At 73.6% G+C, this 16,929-nt stretch carries 15 protein-coding genes; 6 read left to right on the forward strand and 9 right to left on the reverse strand.

The window, feature by feature from the left end:
• Position 1: 1 nt before the first annotated feature.
• Positions 2 to 643, reverse strand: coding sequence for a response regulator (locus SM418_RS15585; RefSeq protein WP_371941383.1), 642 nt, complete (start codon positions 641 to 643; stop codon positions 2 to 4).
• Entirely contained in the window at positions 640 to 1,752 is a 1,113-nt protein-coding gene (locus SM418_RS15590; RefSeq protein ID WP_371941381.1) for a sensor histidine kinase, read from the reverse strand. Before SM418_RS15590 ends, SM418_RS15585 begins: the two co-directional genes overlap by 4 nt.
• 132 nt (positions 1,753 to 1,884) lie before the next feature.
• Here SM418_RS15590 and SM418_RS15595 point away from each other — a divergent pair, with 132 nt between their 5' ends.
• The 3 genes from SM418_RS15595 to SM418_RS15605 all read left to right on the forward strand — a co-directional run bounded on the left by SM418_RS15595 (position 1,885) and on the right by SM418_RS15605 (position 4,810).
• Entirely contained in the window at positions 1,885 to 2,790 is a 906-nt protein-coding gene (locus SM418_RS15595; RefSeq protein ID WP_371941379.1) for a hypothetical protein, read from the forward strand.
• A gap of 88 nt (positions 2,791 to 2,878) precedes the next feature.
• On the forward strand, positions 2,879 to 3,676 hold the full coding sequence (locus tag SM418_RS15600) for an SAM-dependent methyltransferase (RefSeq protein WP_371941377.1): 798 nt from the start codon (positions 2,879 to 2,881) through the stop codon (positions 3,674 to 3,676).
• 84 nt (positions 3,677 to 3,760) lie between these two features.
• The gene (locus SM418_RS15605) at positions 3,761 to 4,810 is read left to right on the forward strand and encodes an alpha/beta hydrolase (protein WP_371941376.1); all 1,050 of its coding nucleotides are present in this window, start codon (positions 3,761 to 3,763) and stop codon (positions 4,808 to 4,810) included.
• A gap of 8 nt (positions 4,811 to 4,818) precedes the next feature.
• Here SM418_RS15605 and SM418_RS15610 read toward each other — a convergent pair whose 3' ends face one another.
• The 5 genes from SM418_RS15610 to SM418_RS15630 all read right to left on the reverse strand — a co-directional run bounded on the left by SM418_RS15610 (position 4,819) and on the right by SM418_RS15630 (position 10,959).
• Positions 4,819 to 6,246: an aldehyde dehydrogenase family protein gene (locus SM418_RS15610; RefSeq protein WP_371941374.1), complete on the reverse strand. Its 1,428-nt coding sequence runs from the start codon at positions 6,244 to 6,246 to the stop codon at positions 4,819 to 4,821.
• A gap of 5 nt (positions 6,247 to 6,251) precedes the next feature.
• Positions 6,252 to 7,739 carry a PucR family transcriptional regulator gene (locus tag SM418_RS15615; protein ID WP_371941372.1) on the reverse strand — a complete coding sequence of 496 codons (1,488 nt, stop codon included), beginning with the start codon at positions 7,737 to 7,739 and terminating at the stop codon, positions 6,252 to 6,254.
• Between the two features lie 79 nt (positions 7,740 to 7,818).
• Positions 7,819 to 8,811, reverse strand: a complete 993-nt coding sequence (locus tag SM418_RS15620; protein ID WP_371941370.1) for an LLM class flavin-dependent oxidoreductase — start codon at positions 8,809 to 8,811, stop codon at positions 7,819 to 7,821.
• Positions 8,812 to 8,880: 69 nt separating this feature from the next.
• Entirely contained in the window at positions 8,881 to 9,168 is a 288-nt protein-coding gene (locus tag SM418_RS15625; RefSeq protein WP_371941368.1) for a hypothetical protein, read from the reverse strand.
• A 102-nt stretch (positions 9,169 to 9,270) separates the two neighbouring features.
• Positions 9,271 to 10,959 carry an ExeM/NucH family extracellular endonuclease gene (locus SM418_RS15630; protein WP_371941366.1) on the reverse strand — a complete coding sequence of 563 codons (1,689 nt, stop codon included), beginning with the start codon at positions 10,957 to 10,959 and terminating at the stop codon, positions 9,271 to 9,273.
• A 191-nt stretch (positions 10,960 to 11,150) separates the two neighbouring features.
• Here SM418_RS15630 and SM418_RS15635 point away from each other — a divergent pair, with 191 nt between their 5' ends.
• Positions 11,151 to 11,945, forward strand: coding sequence for an IPT/TIG domain-containing protein (locus SM418_RS15635; RefSeq protein WP_371941364.1), 795 nt, complete (start codon positions 11,151 to 11,153; stop codon positions 11,943 to 11,945).
• Here SM418_RS15635 and SM418_RS15640 read toward each other — a convergent pair.
• A complete protein-coding gene (locus tag SM418_RS15640) occupies positions 11,932 to 13,398 on the reverse strand; it encodes a hypothetical protein (RefSeq protein WP_371941363.1) in 1,467 nt (488 codons plus the stop codon). The two genes, SM418_RS15635 and SM418_RS15640, sit on opposite strands and share 14 nt — an antisense overlap.
• A 200-nt stretch (positions 13,399 to 13,598) precedes the next feature.
• Between SM418_RS15640 and SM418_RS15645 the strand changes: the two genes are divergently transcribed.
• On the forward strand, positions 13,599 to 14,276 hold the full coding sequence (locus SM418_RS15645) for a hypothetical protein (protein ID WP_371941361.1): 678 nt from the start codon (positions 13,599 to 13,601) through the stop codon (positions 14,274 to 14,276).
• Positions 14,277 to 14,292: 16 nt separating this feature from the next.
• On the opposite strand, the gene SM418_RS15650 is transcribed toward SM418_RS15645, so the two are convergent.
• Positions 14,293 to 15,456 carry an MFS transporter gene (locus SM418_RS15650; RefSeq protein ID WP_371941359.1) on the reverse strand — a complete coding sequence of 388 codons (1,164 nt, stop codon included), beginning with the start codon at positions 15,454 to 15,456 and terminating at the stop codon, positions 14,293 to 14,295.
• A gap of 152 nt (positions 15,457 to 15,608) precedes the next feature.
• Here SM418_RS15650 and SM418_RS15655 point away from each other — a divergent pair, with 152 nt between their 5' ends.
• The gene (locus SM418_RS15655; protein ID WP_371941358.1) at positions 15,609 to 16,880 is read left to right on the forward strand and encodes a lipase family protein; all 1,272 of its coding nucleotides are present in this window, start codon (positions 15,609 to 15,611) and stop codon (positions 16,878 to 16,880) included.
• Positions 16,881 to 16,929 lie beyond the last annotated feature (49 nt).

Genomic DNA, 16,929 nt, shown 5'->3' on the forward strand with positions numbered 1-16,929 from the left:
CTCAGGAGGGCGGATCGAGCAGCCCGGCGCGATGCGCGATGATCGCGGCCTGCACGCGATTGCTGAGCGACAGCTTCGCGAGGATCCGGCTGACGTGCGTCTTCACGGTCGCCTCGCTCATGTGGAGGGCGCCGGCGATGTCGGTGTTGGACAGGCCCCCGCCGACGGCGACGAGGACCTCTCGCTCCTTGGCGGTGAGGACGCCGATGCGCTCCTCGGCCTCTGAACGCCCCGCGCCCGCGAAGTGGCGGAGCAGCCGCCGGGTCACCTTGGGCGACAGCATCGCGTCGCCGCGCGCGGCGCTGCGGACGGCGCTCAGCATCTCCTCGGCCGACGCGTCCTTCAGCAGGAACCCGACCGCGCCGTGCTGCAGCGCCGTCCGCACGTACTCGTCCAGGTCGAACGTGGTCAGCACGACGACCCGGTAGGAGCCGGCCAGCCGTTCCGTGGCGGTCAGGCCGTCGGCCCGCGGCATCCGGATGTCCATCAGGACGACGTCCGGGCGGTGTGTCGCGGCCTGCCGGACGGCCTCGTTCCCGTCCGCCGCCTCACCCACGACCGTGATGTCCGGCGCGGTCTCCATGATGGTGCGGAGCATCGCGCGCACCATCCACTCGTCGTCCACGACCAGGACCCGGATCACAGCGGGACCTCGGCGGTCACGGCGTAGCCGCCGTCCGGGGTCGTCCCGGCGGTCAGCCTGCCGCCCACCAGCCTGATCCGCTCGGCGATGCCGAGCAGCCCGTGCCCGCCGCTCGGCAGCCCGGCCACCGGGCCTTCGGCGCGGCCGTTGGTCACCGAGAGGCGCAGGGCGTCGGGCGTCTGCCGGACGTGGACGGCGCACTCGGCGTCCCCGGCGTGCTTGTGGACGTTCGTCAGCGCCTCCTGGACGACCCGGTAGACGGCGTGCTCGACGAGCGCCGGCGGACGCGCACCCGGCTCGTCCGTGAGATGGAGCGTGACCCGCATGCCGGTGCGGCGGGACTCCTCCACCAGCTCGCCCAGGTCCGCGAGACCCGGCTGCGGGACGAGGGGTGCGTCGCCGTCCGCGCGGAGCACCTCCACGAGCGAGCGGAGCTCGGTCAGCGCCTCCCGCCCGATGACGCCGATCCGCTTGCCGATCGCGACCGCGTCCCGCCCCGCGGACGCCTCCAGCGCGGTCGCGTGCAGCACCATCAGCGACACCCGGTGCGTGACGACGTCGTGCATGTCCTGCGCGATCCGGGCGCGCTCGTCGCTCCGGGCGCGCAGGACGCGTTCGTGCTGCTCCCGCTCGGCCCGCTCGGCGCGTTCGCGGATCCCCTCGACCAGTTCCCGCCGGGTCCTCGCGTACAGCCCGAGCAGCGCGGGCGCGAGGCAGATCGCGGCGGTGAGCGGCACGGCGGCGTCCGCCCCGCCGAGACGCCAGATCCCGGCGCCGACCACGGCGGAGGCGAGCGCCGCGGTGGCCGCCGTCGCGGCCCTCGACGGCGACCGGTCCGCGAAGCGGTACTGCGCGACGACGACGGCGACGAACGCCCCGAGCGTCACCCACGCGGCCAGCGCCACCACCACGAGCGTCCGCGGCCGCCGCCACCAGATCGCGGCCCCGGCCATCAGGCCGACCGGGATCGAGAACCAGAGCGGCGGATCCCAGCCGAGGTAGGCGATGTTCTGCTCGCCGATCGACCGTCCCGCCCCGAGGTCGGCGGACGCGGTGCTCGCGGCGACGGCGAGCGCCAGGACCGCGTCCATCACCCTCGTCCGCTTCATGACCACCACGCTAACCGCGCCGCGACCTGCGGTCGTCCATAGAAAGTCGTACGTGCCGTCAGCACTTCGCGGACCCGGAAAGCGAGCATCGGCCGATGTGCCGGACGCGGGCCCGTGCGCACTGTGGATCACATGCCCAGAACCATTGACCCACCGGCGTCTCATGTCCCTCGCGGTGGGCAGTTCGCCTTCAGCGCCTTCTCGGCCGTGGCGGCCGTACTGCTGTGGATGCGGGATGAGACGTCCTATCCGGCCATCAAGACGTCCGCCATGTTCGCCTACCTCCTGGCCGCCGTCCTGACGTCGGTGGCCGCCCGGCTCGGAGCCCGGCGCACGCTGATCGTCTTCCATCTCCTGTTCGTCCCGGCGCAGTTCCTCTTCAGCTTCGGAGGCGGTCCCGAACAGCTGGCCGGCATGGTCTTCTGCACGGTGCTCGTCGTCCGGATGCGTCCGCGCTTCCCGCACCTGAAACGCCGGGCACGGCGCGTCTGGCTGACGCTGCACGTCGGCGTCAGCGTCGGCTGGCTCGGCCTCTCCCTGGCGATGACGACACTCGCGGTCGCCGGCGCGTCCGCGGACTCCCACGCCGTCCGGCACGGCGCCTACGAACTGATGCACGTCTTCGACCTGACCATCGTGATCCCGAGCGTGGTCATGGCGATCATCACCGGCCTGGTCGTGTCCCTGGGGACGCCCTGGGGCCTGGTCAAGCACTGGTGGGTCCTGCTCAAACTCGTCATCTCCCTGGTCATCCCGGTGATCGCAATAATCCAGAGCACGTGGATCGAGGAACTCCGGCTCCGCACCGCCGACCCCGCCGGGGACCCCGGCGGGACGGGCCTCACCCTGATCCTCTGCATGCTCCTCTACGCGTCCCTGCTGTGGACGGCGGTGATCCTCTCCGTCTTCAAACCGGCCGGCAAGACCCGCTGGGCCAAGCGTCCCCGCGATGCCTCCCGGCCCGCCGGGGCCTCCGAGCCCGCGCCGGATTCGCCGCCCGCGTCCGCCAGGCCCGTCCGGCCACCTATGGCCAGATAGGGACGGCAGTTTTCGATCATGGCGGTGCCTCCCGGCGGCTAGGTTGTCCGAACAAAGCCGGAAAGCCGACAAATCGGGAGGCGCGGCCGTGGCCGACCACCTTGAGATCGACACGACGGTTCCGCACTCGGCACGGGTCTGGAACTACCTGCTCGGCGGCAAGGACAACTACGAGGTCGACCAGCGGGCCGCCGAGCAGTTCCGCGCCATGTTCCCGCAGATCGCCGACATCGCCCTCGCCGACCGCGCGTTCCTCGGCAGAGCCGTCCGCCACCTGGCGGGCGAGGCGGGCGTCACCCAGTTCCTCGACATCGGCACCGGCCTGCCGACCATGGACAACACCCACGAGGTCGCCCAGCGCGTCGCCCCCGACGCGCGCATCGTCTACGTGGACAACGATCCCCTGGTGCTGACGCACGCCCGGGCCCTGCTCAGCAGCACCCCCGAGGGCGCCTGCGACTACGTCCACGCCGACCTGCGCGAACCGGACGACATCCTGGCGAAGGCCGCCGCGACGCTCGACCTCGACCGGCCGGTCGCGATCATGCTGCTCGGCATCGTGCACTTCATCCACGACGACGAGGCCGGGCGGCTGCTCGGCGTGCTGCTGGACGCCGTTCCGTCCGGCAGCCACCTGGTGATCACGCACGCGACCCTGGACTTCGACGAGGGCGCGACGGCGCAGGCCGAGGCCCAGCAGGACTGGAACGAGAAATCGGCCAATCCGATGGTGCCGCGCACGCGGGAAGCCATCACCCGCTTCTTCGACGGCATGGACTTGCTGGACCCCGGAGTGGTCTCCATGTCCCGGTGGCGTCCCGAACACACGCCCTGGGGCGAGCCCGCCGAAGTGGCCGGCTACGCCGCCATGGCCCGCAAGCCCTGACCCGCCCTTGGCGGAGGGGACGGGGCTGGTGGAACATCGGGGGCGAGTACGGTGTGCGGAATTCCCCCAGGGTTGGAGGTTCGTGTGGCCTCGTTGGTCGAGATGGTGCCCCCGTCGGTGTCGGGACGGGTGCTGCGGAGCGTTTTCGCGCTGCCGGAGCCCGTCAAGCGGCTGATCGTCGGGGCGCCGGTGCGCCGGGACGGGCAGCGCCTGGCGCTGGACGCGCAGCTGCTGCTCCTGATGATGCGGCTGGAGGGCGAGCGGAGGCTCGGCGGCGCCGGCGTCGAGCAGGCGCGGGAGGGGCTCGCCAGGACGAAGGCGCTGCTGCCGAAGGTGCCCGAGCGTCCGGTGGCGACGCGGGAGATCGACGCGGGCGGCGTGCCGGCGCGGCTCTACACGCCGAAGGGGCTCGCGGACGGGTCGCCGCTGCTCGTCTTCTACCACGGCGGCGGATGGGTCATCGGCGACATCGACACGCACGACACGGTCTGCCGGTACCTGGCGGTGCACGCCGACGTGCGGGTGCTGACGGTCGAGTACCGGCTCGCCCCCGAGCACCCGTATCCGGCGGCGCCGGACGACGCGCTCACGGCCTACGGGTACGCCGTCGAGCACGCCGCGGAACTCGGCGCCGACCCCTCGGCCATCGCGGTCGGCGGCGACAGCGCGGGCGGCAACCTCGCGGCGGTCGTCGGGCTTCTGGCGGAGCGCACGCCCGCCTTCGCGCTGCTGTTCTACCCCGCGACCGACTTCACCGTCCGGCGGCGGTCGCGGGAGCTGTTCGCGGAGGGGTTCTACCTGACCGACGACGACATGGTCTGGTTCAGCGACCACTACTGCCCGCGGGAGCGGCGCGCCGAGGTGAAGGCGTCGCCGATGCTGGCCGACGACCTGAGCGGGTTCCCGGCGACGTACCTCGTCACGGCGGGCTTCGACCCGCTGCGGGACGAGGGCGAGGAGTTCGCGAGGCGGCTGGAGAAGGCCGGGGTGCGCGTCGCGCTGCGGCGGCAGGAGGACCTCATCCACGGGTTCGCGAACACCTGGTCGCTCGGCGGACGGGCGCTCGAGGCGCTGTCGGAGGCGGCCGGGGCCCTGCGCACCGGACTGTACGCCGGGCCCCGCGGCCGCAACTAGATCGGGGACTAGAGCGGCAGGCCGGTGAGGATCATGACCTTCTCCTCGGTGTAGTCGGCCATCGCCGACCGCAGGCCCTCGCGGCCGACGCCCGAGTCCTTCACACCGCCGTAGGGCATCTGGTCGGCGCGGTAGGACGGGACGTCGCCGATCACGACCCCGCCGACGTCGAGTTCGCGGTGCGCGCGGAACGCGATGTCGAGGCTGCGCGTGAACACACCTGCCTGGAGGCCGAACTTGGAGTCGTTGACCAGGGCGAACGCCTCGTCGACGCCGTCCACGGGCTGGACGAGCATGACCGGCCCGAAGACCTCCTCGCGGGAGACCTTGGCGTCGGCGGGGACGTCGGCCAGCACCGTGGGCGCGTAGGCCGCGCCCTCCCGGGTGCCGCCGGTGAGGACCTTCGCGCCCGCCGCGACGGCCTCCTCCACCCAGCTCTCGACGCGCTCCGCTGCCTCCTGGCTGACGAGCGGGCCGACCTGCGTCTTGTCGTCCCACGGGTCGCCGGTGACGAGCGAGGAGACGGTGTCGATCAGCTTCGGCACGAACGCGTCGTACACCGACCGGTCGACGTAGACGCGCTGGACGGCGATGCAGCTCTGCCCGGCCTGGTAGTTGGCGAACAGGCCGATGCGCCCGGCGGCCCAGTCGAGGTCGGCGTCCGGCAGGACGACGGCCGCGCCGTTGCCGCCGAGTTCGAGGGTGACGTGCTTGCGCGGCGCCTGGTCGTTGATCGCCCAGCCGACGGGAACCGAGCCGGTGAACGACACGATCGGCAGGCGCGGGTCGTCCACGAGCGCGGGGGCGCGGTCGTTCGGCACCGGCAGGATCGAGAACATCCCGGCGGGCAGGCCGGTCTCGGCGAGCAGCTCGCCGAGCAGCAGCGCGGACAGCGGTGTCGCGGGCGCCGGCTTGAGGACGATCGGGGCGCCCGCCGCGATCGCCGGCGCGATCTTGTGCGCGGCGAGGTTCAGCGGGAAGTTGAACGGCGAGATGCCGAGCACCGGGCCCTTCGGCACGCGGGTGATGTAGGCCATCCGGCCCTCGGCGGCAGGGTCGGTGTCGAGCCGCTGGGTGGTGGCGCTGAAGCGGCGGGCCTCCTCGGCGGCGAACCGGAACGTGGAGATCGCGCGGGTCACCTCGCCGCGCGCCCACAGCAGCGGCTTGCCGTTCTCCGCGGTGATCAGCCGGGCGATCTCCTCGGCCCGCTCGGCGATCCGCGCGGACACGTGCGCGAGCGCCTCGGCCCGCACGTGCAGCGGCAGCGCCGCGGCCTCCTTGCGGAGCGCGTCCGCGGCGGCGATCGCCTCCTCCACCTGCGCGGGCGTCGGGACGGCCGCCGTCCCGACCACGCGGCCGTCGTAGGGGTGCGTCACGGTCAGCTCGCCGTCACCGGTCTCGGGCCGGCCGGCCAGCCAGAATGGGGTCACGTTCATGCCGTTCACGCTAGTGCCGGCGGGCCCGATTGCGAGTCTCCACCATGTCCAATCCGGTCGGCCTGATTGGACGTGACGGCCAGCGCGATCCACAGTTCGGCGCGGACGGCCGGGTCGTCCGGGTCGCGTCCCAGAAGCGCGGCGGCCTTGCGCATCCTCGTGCGAAGGGTGTGCCGGTGGACGCCCAGCGCGCGTGCCGCCGCCTCCCCCTGCCCGTTGGCCGCGACATAGGCCCGGACCGTCTCGACCAGGTCTTCGCTGCGGAGCGGTGCGAGGAGCGTGTCGGCGAAGGCGTGCGCGAGGCCGGGCTCCAGGAGGCCGAGGACCCCCTGCCCCGGAAGGTCGGTGTAGCGGAGCACGTCCTGCTTCGTCTGCCTGGCCGCCGCCAATGCCTCTTCCGCCTGCCGCAGGGCAGCGGACAGGTCGCCGGACCCGCGGCCGAGGGTGGGGGCGCTGACGCCGATCGGGCCGGTGCCCGCCAGCAGCGCCTCGACCGTTCCGCCGATCTCGTCCGGGACGATCAGGGCGCAGTGCCCGTCCAGCGGCAGCGCCGGGCAGCGCGCCCCCGCCGGGTCGGACTCCAGCGCGTCCAGCACGGCGGCTCCGCCCGCGCAGGCCAGCACCCGGACCGGCCCGCGCGGCACGCAAGGCCCGTCGTCGGGGCGGCCCAGCAGCAGCGCGGCGAGCGAGGCCCGCAGGTCACGGCCGGTGCGCGGGGTCTCCGACTGGAGCGTCAGCAGGGCGGCGGCCGCGCCCACGATCGTGTGCGCGGTGGGCGGCAGAGGGGCACCGGTGCCGACGGCGAGGAACCCGCGCGGGCGTCCGCCGAGCCCGACCCGCTGCACCGCCGTGTGGTCGTCCGGGACGGCCAGCGAAACGCTCGCGGCCGGGCTGCCCTTCGCGGGACGGCGCAACCGGGTCAGCTCGGGCGCGAGGGCCGCGGCCCGGCCCCGGGCGCTCGCGGGCTCGGCGTGCTGGACGGCCCCGGACGCGTCCAGCAGCAGCGCCCATCCGCCGAGCAGCCGCGCCAGCCGGGTGACGAGCGCGCCGGGCCCGGTGAGCGCGGCCCGGGTCAGCTCCCGCTGGGCGTGGAACGCGCGGGTGACGTCCTCGTACCACTCGGCGGCGAGCATCCGCGACACCGCCTTGCCGATCGCGATGAACGGGGTGGGCCGCGGCACCTCCAGCAGCGCGAGACCCTGGTCGCGGGCCGCCGCGAGCAGCTCCGCCGGCACGTCCTCGTGGATGACCCCGACCGCGAACCCGAGCCCGGCGGCGCCCCGCCCGACCAGGCGGGACACGTACGCGGCCGTGTTCGCGGACGTCAGCCGCATGCCGGTGGTCAGCACCAGCTCGCCGCCCTCCAGGAAGGGCGTCGGGTCCTCCAGTTCGCTGACCGCGACCCACACGACCGGCGCGTCCGGCAGCGGCCCGGTGAGCGACCGCAGGCCGAGCTGGGGGAGGGCGGCCACGGCGGCCAGGGTCGGCGGCATGTCAATCCTCGTGCAAAGTGTCTACTTCGCGGGACGGATTTCGCCGCCCCGTACAGTTCATCGTAAGCGGCGCCCGAGGTCAGGCCGCGCCCGCGAAGTTCTCCTTGTAGAGGTCGGCGACGATGTCGTAGGAGCGCAGCCGGTCGGCATGGTCGAAGACCTGCGTCACCACCATGACCTCGTCGACGCCGGATCGCTCGATGAGCGCGTCCATCTGCTCGCGGACGGTCTCGGGCCCGCCCAGCACCTGGTCGCCCAGCCGCGCGTCGATCATCTGCCGCTCCAGCGGCGTGTACGGGTGGGCGGCGGTCTCCTCCGGCGTCGGCAGCGGGCCGGGACGGCCCTGCCGCAGCCGCAGGAACCCGAGCGCCTGCGGAGCGGCCAGCTCGCGCGCCCGCTCGTCGCTCTCGGCGGCGGTGACCGACACGCCGATCATCGAGTACGGCTCGTCCAGCGCGCCGGGACGGAACGAGTCGCGGTACAGCGCCAGCGCCGGCACGGTGTTCTCCGCGCTGAAGTGGTGCGCGAACGCGAACGGCAGGCCGAGCAGCCCGGCGAGGCGGGCGCTGTAGCCGCTGGATCCGAGCAGCCAGATCGGCGGCTCGTTCCCGGCGGCGGGCGTCACGGCGCTGCTCGCGCCGAAGTAGTTCCGCAGTTCGATGACCTGCTCGGGGAAGTCGTCCACCGAGAGGGCGTCGGGGGAGCGGCGCAGCGCCAGCGCGGTGGCCTGGTCGGTGCCGGGCGCGCGGCCGAGGCCGAGGTCGATGCGGTCCGGATACAGCGCCTCCAGCGTCCCGAACTGCTCGGCGACGACCATCGGCGCGTGGTTCGGCAGCATGATCCCGCCGGACCCGACCCGCATCGTGGACGTGGCCGCCGCGACCTGCCCGATCAGCACGGCCGTCGCCGAACTGGCGATGCCGGGCATCGCGTGGTGCTCGGCGAGCCAGTACCGGTGGTAGCCGAGCCGCTCGGCGTGCCGGGCCAGGTCGAGGGTGTTGCGCAGCGCCTGGCCGGACGTGGAGCCGGTGACGACGGGGGCGAGATCGAGGACGGAGAAGCGCACGGTCATACGGGTGCCAACCCGGCGAACGGCGCTCCTCTTCCCGTCAGCGCGTCAACACGTCAGCACATCACCGCGTCAGCGCGTCAGCGCGACGACGACGGCGGCGGCGACGCCGAGCAGGACGGGCACCGTGATGCAGAGCCACGACCAGTTCACGAGCGTGCGGGCCCGCGCCGGGTTCTCGGCGAACCGGATCTCCGCGCGGCTGTACAGGAGCGCGGCGACCACGACGAGCGGCAGGAAGGCGAACGTGGTGAGGAGGCCGAGGACGAAGGCGGAGACCTGTCCGAGCCGGGTGTACGTGCCGTCCGAGCCGATGCCGAAGGCGAGAGAGGGTGCCGGGGCGGGGGCGGTTTCGGTCATCTCAGCGCACCGATCACTAGGAATGTGACCTGGATCATACGCGTCGTGATCGCCGCGCGCGAGAGGCCGGCCGCCGCTTTCCGGCGGCCGGCCCGGCAGGAGTCAGCGCAGGTTCAGCCCCAGCAGCACGGGGTCGTGGTCGGAGGAGCGGAACTCGTCCGGCCGGTAGAACCGCGGCGGGTTGAACTCGGTGTTGTAGTCGAGGAACACCGGCTCGTCACCGTTGATGTGCCAGATCGTCGCGCCCGTCACGCGCCGCGACAGGGCCCCTCCGGCCAGCGCGTGGTCCAGCTCGCCGGACTGCCCGTCGAACACGTAGCTGTACCGGTCGCCGGGACGGACGAACCGCGCCGTCTGCGACACGAGCCCGGCGCCGGTGAGCGCCTTCACCGGGTCCTCGGCCGCGTAGGCGTTGAGGTCGCCGACGACGAGCGGGTTACGCGCCCCGCCCGCGATCTCGCTGATCGCCCTGGCCTGCGCGACGCGGCGGGCGTTGTAGCAGCCCTGCCCGTCGCCCTGGTCCTGGTCGGGGCCGGTGGCGTCGCCGCAGCCCTTGGACTTGAAGTGGTTCACGATCATCGTGAACGCCGTCCCGCCGGACGCGGGCCGGAACTCCTGCACCAGCGGCGGGCGGTCGAAGACCGGGTCCTGCGACGAGCGGGCGGCGCCGACCGGCGTGAGCTTCGCCGGCTTGTAGACGAGCGCGACGTGGATCTCGTCCGTCCCCGGGTACGGGTGCCGCACCCACGCGTACGTCCCCGCGCCGGCGTCGCGGTTCAGCCGGTCGACGAGCGCCCCCACGGCGGCGTCGCCGTTGTTCTCGACCTCCATGAGCCCGACGGCGTCGGCGTCCAGGCCCCTGAGCGCGGCGGCCAGCTTGGCGAGCTGCCGCTCCCGCTCCTCGGCCGTGTCCGCACCGCGCGCGCCGAGCGTCGTGAACCAGTTCAGCGTGTTGAAGCTCGCCACCCGCACGTCGCCGCCGACCCGCGCGGGCGCCTTCGGCCGCGGGTTCGTGCCGGCGAAGTGCGCCGCCTCGGTCGGCTGCAGCCGGTACTCGCCGAACCCCTGGCCGAGGACGCCCGTGAGCCCCTGCACCGAGTCGCCGATCCGCAGGACGCGCGGGTCGGTGTACGGGATCGTGTCCGGGTTCTGGACGTTCGACGCGTCGTCGATGAGCAGTTTCCGCGCGTCGTTGCGCCCCTGCGTCGAGCCGTGGCCGTCGGTCGGCTGGAAGAGCCTGCCGCCGGCGGAGACGGTGACCTCCCCGTACCGTCCGAGCTGGTAGACCTCGGTGGCGGTGAGCCGCTGCCCGAACCGCAGCAGCATGCCCTCGTACTGCTCGGCGGTGGCGCCGCCGCTCAGCGGGAGCAGGACGCGGGCCGGGGCGATGCGCCCCTTGCCGCACACGTCCACGGCGGAGACGGGCGACAGTTCGGTGAGGCCGTTGTACTCGACGGCCCGGCCGGTCACGAGCACCCGGTCGCCGACCGCGACCTCGCTGGTGGAGTAGACGAAGAGCCCGTCGGAGGTGCGCGGGTCGCGGTCGGGCGTCGGGTCCTGGACGAAGAAGCCCTTGAGCTGGTCGGCCCGCTGGAAGTCGGCCGTGACGACGCCCTCGACCCGGACGGTCCGTCCGGCCAGCGGGCTCGCGTCCCCGCTGCCCTGGACGTCGGCGATCTGCTGGTCGGCGGGAGTGCCGCAGGTGGGCGGCTCCGCCGCGGCCGCCGGCTGCACGCCGGCGGCGAGGCCGGCGGTCAGGACGGTCGCGAGTGCTGCTGCTGTTCGGCGCATGGCGGGAGAGTAGGGCGCGGCCTCGGCGAGGCGGCGAACCGTTGATGAAGACTCCACCAATTTGCAACGGATTGTCGCAATCTTGGGCGCGGCTCGACCCGGGCTTTGCGAAACGCCCCGCGAGCGCGATCGGATAACCGGCTGGAGAGGCCCCGCAGAACGCCGGAACAAAGCCGTACGAAAGGGGAGCCGTGAGCGAGTCGCCGGTCGGATCCGAGTACGCCCGCACCCGGGACATCATCGCGGCCGCGGTCGTGCTCCTCACGCTCACCGCCGCGCTGGTGACCGTCCTCGTCCAGGCGTGGCCGCCCGCGCCGCGGATCGCCCCGGACGGGCGCACCGAGATCCCCGCGCTCAGCACGACCGTCCACCTGCCGGGGTGGTCGCCCAGCCTGTCCCGCGAGACGAGCCTGTTCGTGGTCGTCATGGCCGCCGGCGCGCTCGGCGGCGTCGTGCACGTCCTGCGCTCCTTCTACTGGTACGTCGGGAACCGCGCGCTGCGCCGCAGCTGGCTGATGATGTACCTCCTGCTCCCGCTCGTCGGGGCGCTGTTCGGGCTGATCGTCTACCTCGTCCTGCGCGGCGGACTGACCTCGCCCACGGGCGGCGCGGCCGACATCAACCCGTACGGGATGACGGCGATCGCCGCGCTCGTCGGGCTGTTCTCCCGGGAGACCGCCGAGAAGCTCCGCACCGTCTTCGGGACGCTCCTCGCCCCCGCGCAGCCGGGCCGCGACCAGGCCCTCGCGCCGCGGATCAGCGCGGTCGAGCCGGTGAGCGGCCCGCCCGGCACGGCGGTCACGGTCCACGGCGGCGGCCTCGCGGCCGCGACGGGCGTCCGCTTCGGCCCCGCCCGCGCACCGGTCAGCGACGTGACGGACACGCTGCTGCGGACGACCGTCCCGGCGGGCGCCGCCTCGGGCTGCCCGATCGTCTACACCCCGGCGGGCAGCGCGGCGAGCCCGGAACCGTTCACCGTCGAGTGACCCCGCCCGGGGCCTGCTCCGCGTCCCGCCAGTGGTGGTGCCAGGCGTCGTAGGCCGCGCCGGGGAACACGCGCGGCAGCTCGGAGGTGGGCAGCCGCCCGAGTTCGGCGCCCGTGCGCGCGACGCCGAACTGCCGGTCGCTCGCGTACGCGGTGCGGCGCAGGCTCTTCGGCCCGACGACGAGGCACGTGTAGCGGGGGCCCGGCAGCTCGCCGTCCGGGATGGCGGCGCCGACCGTGAGGCTGTTGGACACCGTCACCCAGGCCCCGAGCTCCGCGACCTGACGCTCGGCGCCCTGGTCCTCCCACCGGTACTCCAGGATCGGCTTGGCGAAGATCGGGACGAGCAGGTGCGACACCCCGCACGCCAGCAGCTCGCGCTCCCAGCGGATCGACCGGCCGAGGTCCTCGCAGATCAGCACGGCGAGCCGGCCGAGGGAGCAGTCCAGCACGCTGACCCTGCGGCCCGGCCGGATGTGCTCGGCGGCGGTGCCCGCCGCCGGCGCGTCCGGCAGCCGCCACAGCCTCATCTGCGCGGCGTCCAGCGTGAAGCCGGACAGCTTGTCCTGGGTGAGCAGCTCCTGGCCGGTCCACCGGTCGAGCAGGACGGCGCGGTTCGGCGGCGGGTCCCCGCCGCCGACCGGGCCGGTGCCGAGCAGGATGAAGCGGAGCGGGCGCCGGTCCCGGTCGCGTCCGGCCGTGTCGAACGCGACCTCCTTCCAGTGCTCCAGCAGCGCGTCCGACAGCGAGGCCTCCGGCATCACGGCGAGCTGCGCGCCGGACTCGTCCAGCCGCCGGACGATCGCCTTGATCCGGCTGCGCAGCCCGGAGGAGTCCATCGGGCGCAGCCGGTAGACGGTGGCGCCGTCCCGTTCGCCGAACTCGACCTCTACGTCGTCGTAGGTCTCCAGCACCGGCGCGCAGCCGACGGCGACCGGCTCGTCCCGGCTGAAGTGCGGGTCGTTCACGGTCGGCAGGATGGCGTGGTCGAGCCGCTCCCACTCCGCCTGCGGGACGCGGTGGACGCCGAAGAAGTCCGCCTTCGACCGCAGCCCGCGCGGCCGGCCGGGGAAGGCGCAGCGCGGCAGCAGCGCGCCGGTCGTCCCCGGCCCGTTGAGCCTGCCCTCGGTCAGGTAGGTGACCAGCACGCCCGCCAGCGCGGGCGCGCCGTGGTAGGGGGCGTACGGGCTGGCGTGCGCGAGCGCGGTGTCGAGCCCGAGCAGGATCGTGAACCGCCCGAGGTCGCCGCGCTCGGCGACGATGCCCTCGGTCACCTCCGGGTCGAGGACGCCCCGCTCCAGCACGATCTCGGCGATCTCGTTCGCGCGCAGCCGCACCCGCTCGTCCTCGTACCAGCGCGTGGCCGTCCAGCCCTGGAAGACGTCGTCGGACATGGCGTCGTACAGGAGGACGAAGAGATCAGCTGGTTCGGCCGGATACACGGCTGCAGCCAACTGATCCTGCATAGGCGCCCCCGGGGGATTGACAAGCACGGTTACAGGTGGTCCGTCGATGCTAACTCTCCTGAGCGTCGCTCACCGTGTCCTCGGCAACAGAGTGTGGCGGGCTGGAGAGGCACAATCACTTGACAATCACTTGGCATAGACGCACGCTGGAGGGGTCCGGCGCTGCTTCGTCGACCCAGGAGTGAGCCGTGAGAGCGACCACAGACACCGCACCCGCCGACCGCGACCGCCGGACCGAGATCCGGCGCCTCATCGACGCCATGGAACACGCCAAGGTCATCAGCGACGGCCACTTCTCGGCGCTCGGCATGCTGATCACCGACGCCTCGCTGAGCGCCGACGAACCGGCCCTGGCCGAGTGCCAGGACGGCCTCCAATGGCTGCACCGCCACTACCTCGACGTCGCCGCCCTCGACGGAGCGCAGCGCGAGCAGCGCGGCCGCATCCTCGGGCTGATCGACGTCGTGCACTGGGCGCTGAAGCGGCTCCCGTCCGGCCTCCAGCTCTCGCTGCAGCCCGACGGGTACGCGGCGCGCTTCCTCGTGGCCGTGTCCCGCCGCCAGGGCATGTCCAACCGGCAACTCGCCACCGAACTCGGCACCGACGAGACCGAGATCAGCCGTGTCGGCCGCAAGCTGCTGTCGGCGGGCGTCGTGTGGCGGCGCAAGGAGTGGCGGCAGAACGCCTGGGACCTCACCCCTCGCGGCCGCCACTACCTGGAGACCTCCGGCCTCCTGCCGGAGGCGGCCGAACCGGGCCGTCCCGCCGGGCGCCCCCGGCGCTCCCCGGACAACGTCCCGCGCCGCCCGGAGTCGGGCCGTCCGGGCCCGCCGCCCGAGGATCGGCCCCGCCCAGCCCACGGCTGACCGCCGGGCGAGTCCCTCAGGAGCGGCGCGCCAGCGGCAGGGCGAGCAGGACCACGGCGGCCGTCAGGGCGAAGGCGACAGGGTAGCCCGCGCTGGTCGCGGCGACGCCGAACGCGGCGCTGCCCGCGCCCATGCCGCCGTCGTAGCCGACGTTCCAGAGCGCGCTGACCGTCCCGTAGGCGGACGCGGGCGCCCGCTCGTACATCATCGCCAGGCTCGCGTTCTGCGTGACGCCGAAGCCCGCGCCGAACAGCACCATCGAGGTGAACACGGCCGCCGGGTGGGGGACGAGGAACAGCAGCCCGATACCGGCCGAGGCCGTGGCCAGGGCGGGCATCAGCAGCCGCGCCGCGCCGTGCCGGTCGCCGAAGCGTCCCGCCCACCAGCGGGCGACCGTGGTGACGGCCGGCTGGACGAACAGCGCCGCCGCCGCGACGCCCCCGGCCGGCACCGCCTCCGGCAGGAACGTGATCAGGATGCCCGCCCCCATCGCCGTCGCGGCGAACGCGACCGCCGGGCGGAGCAGCCCCGGTGACCGCAGCCCCGCGACGACCCCCAGCGGGCGCCGCGGCGACGACGCGGCGATCCGGCCCGGGATGCCCGGCAGCACCGCGAACGTGGCGAGCGAGATCACCGCGCTCGCGACGAACACGGGCGGGTAGCCGACCCGGTCGGCGAGCCACACGCCGAGCGGGAGCGCGAGCACCGCCGGCACCCCGGAGGTGATGCCGAACAGCCCGAGCGCCTCGCCGCGCCGCTCCGCCGGGGCGAGCGCCGCCACCAGCGCGTTCGGGACGACCACCGCGACGCCGAAGCCGAGCCCGCGCACCAGGCTCGCCAGGACGATCATGGCCGTGCCGGAGGAGAGCGGCAGCGCGAGCGGCGGCAGGGCGAGCAGCAGCGTGCCCGCCGCGAGCACCGTCCGGTACCCGAACCGGGTGAGCAGGCGGGGCAGCGCGAGTTCGGCGAGGACCGTCGTCAGCATCAGCGCGCCCGTGGCGAGGCCCGCGCCCGCGCGTCCCGCCCCGCCGTCGACCGCGTACATCGGGACGACCGACAGCAGCAGGAAGACCCCCGTCAGGCTGGTGAAGGTGGCGGCGAACACCAGCGCCACCGGCCGGGTGACGAGCCGGGGGCGCGGGGTGCGGGCACGCTCGACGTCCCGGAGTGACTTGGCCATGAACGCGACATTAGGTGACGGGCCGGACGCCCCGGTTATTGAGTTCGTTGCTAAGAACGGCGCCCGAGCATGTGGGAAGACTTCATTCCGCGCGCGGGGCGTGATCGGCACAGTCGTCAGCGTTCGGTTCCCAGCCCGTCCCTGGAGCGAGAATGCGCCTGCGTTCCCTGTTCGCCGCCGCCGCGTCGGGCGCGGCCCTGATCGTGCCGGTCGCCGCGCCATCGGCGACGGCCGCCCCGCCCGGCTGCGACGCGGCCGACGCTGAGATCTACGCTGCGGCCCCGGCCACGGTGGCGGGCGACCCCGGCGACCTGCTCGCCTGCCGCCCGGCGAAGCTGACGAACATCCCCGGCGACGTCCCGATGAAGGCGTGGAAGGTCCGCTACGTCTCGACGGACGCCAAGGGCGCGAAGAACGTGGTGACGGGGACGGTCGCGATCCCCGACGCGGCGTGGACGAAGGGCGGCTCCCGCCCGACCGTCGCGTTCAACCCCGGGACGCTCGGCTCCGGCCCCCGGTGCGCCTTCTCCAAGCAGCTCGCCGGCGAGTACGTCGACATGTACGAGGGCGGGAACCTGCAGCTGTTCCTCAAGGCCGGGTACGCGATCGCGGCGACCGACGGGGTCGGGTACCTGGACGGGCAGGTCCACACGTACATGGTGGGCGCGAACGCGGGGCACGCGCTGCTCGACATCGTCCGGACGTCCCGCCAGATTCCGGGCGGGACGCTCACGGCGGACGGCAAGGTCGGCATCTCCGGCTACTCCGAGGGCGGCGCCGCCGCGCTGTGGGGCGCGCAGCTCGCCGCGTCCTACGCGCCGGAGCTGGACGTGGCGGGCGCGGCGGCGGGCGGCGTGCCCGGCGACCTGCGGCTCACCGCGAAACAGCTGAACGGCGGCTTCTTCGCGGGCTTCCTCGCCGACGCGCTCGTCGGCCTGAACGCCGCCTATCCCGAGATGCCGTTCGACGAGCTGATGAACGGCCAGGGCGAGCAGGCCATCAGGGACGTCCGCGGCAACTGCCTGTTCGGGACGCTCGCGGTGTTCCTCGGCGCCCGCGTCGAGAACTTCTCCACCGACGGGCTCGGCCTGGAGCAGATCTACGGGATCGAGGGGCCCGGCGGCGTGACGTGGGGCGAGATCGTCGACCGGCAGAAGCTCGGCGTGGACATCGGGCCGGCGTCGTCCGGCGCCCGGTACGAGATCGGCTTCCCGGTGTTCCAGTACCGCGGCTGGCTCGAAGAGATCATCCCGCACGAGACCGAGGACGGTACCCGGCAGGCGTACTGCGCCGCCGGCGTCAACACGACGTGGAAGAACACCTACCCGACCGAGCACCTGTCCACCGACTGGGGCGCGGCTGGGGACGTCACGAACTTCCTCGGTGACCGGTTCGAGGGCAGGCCGGTCCAGGGCAACTGCTGACCCGCCCCCGAATCCCACCCGCCCGAATCCCACCCGCCCGGAACCCACC

The sequence above is a fragment of the Actinomadura chokoriensis genome, assembly GCF_041463665.1.
Lineage (GTDB): Bacteria > Actinomycetota > Actinomycetes > Streptosporangiales > Streptosporangiaceae > Spirillospora > Spirillospora chokoriensis_A.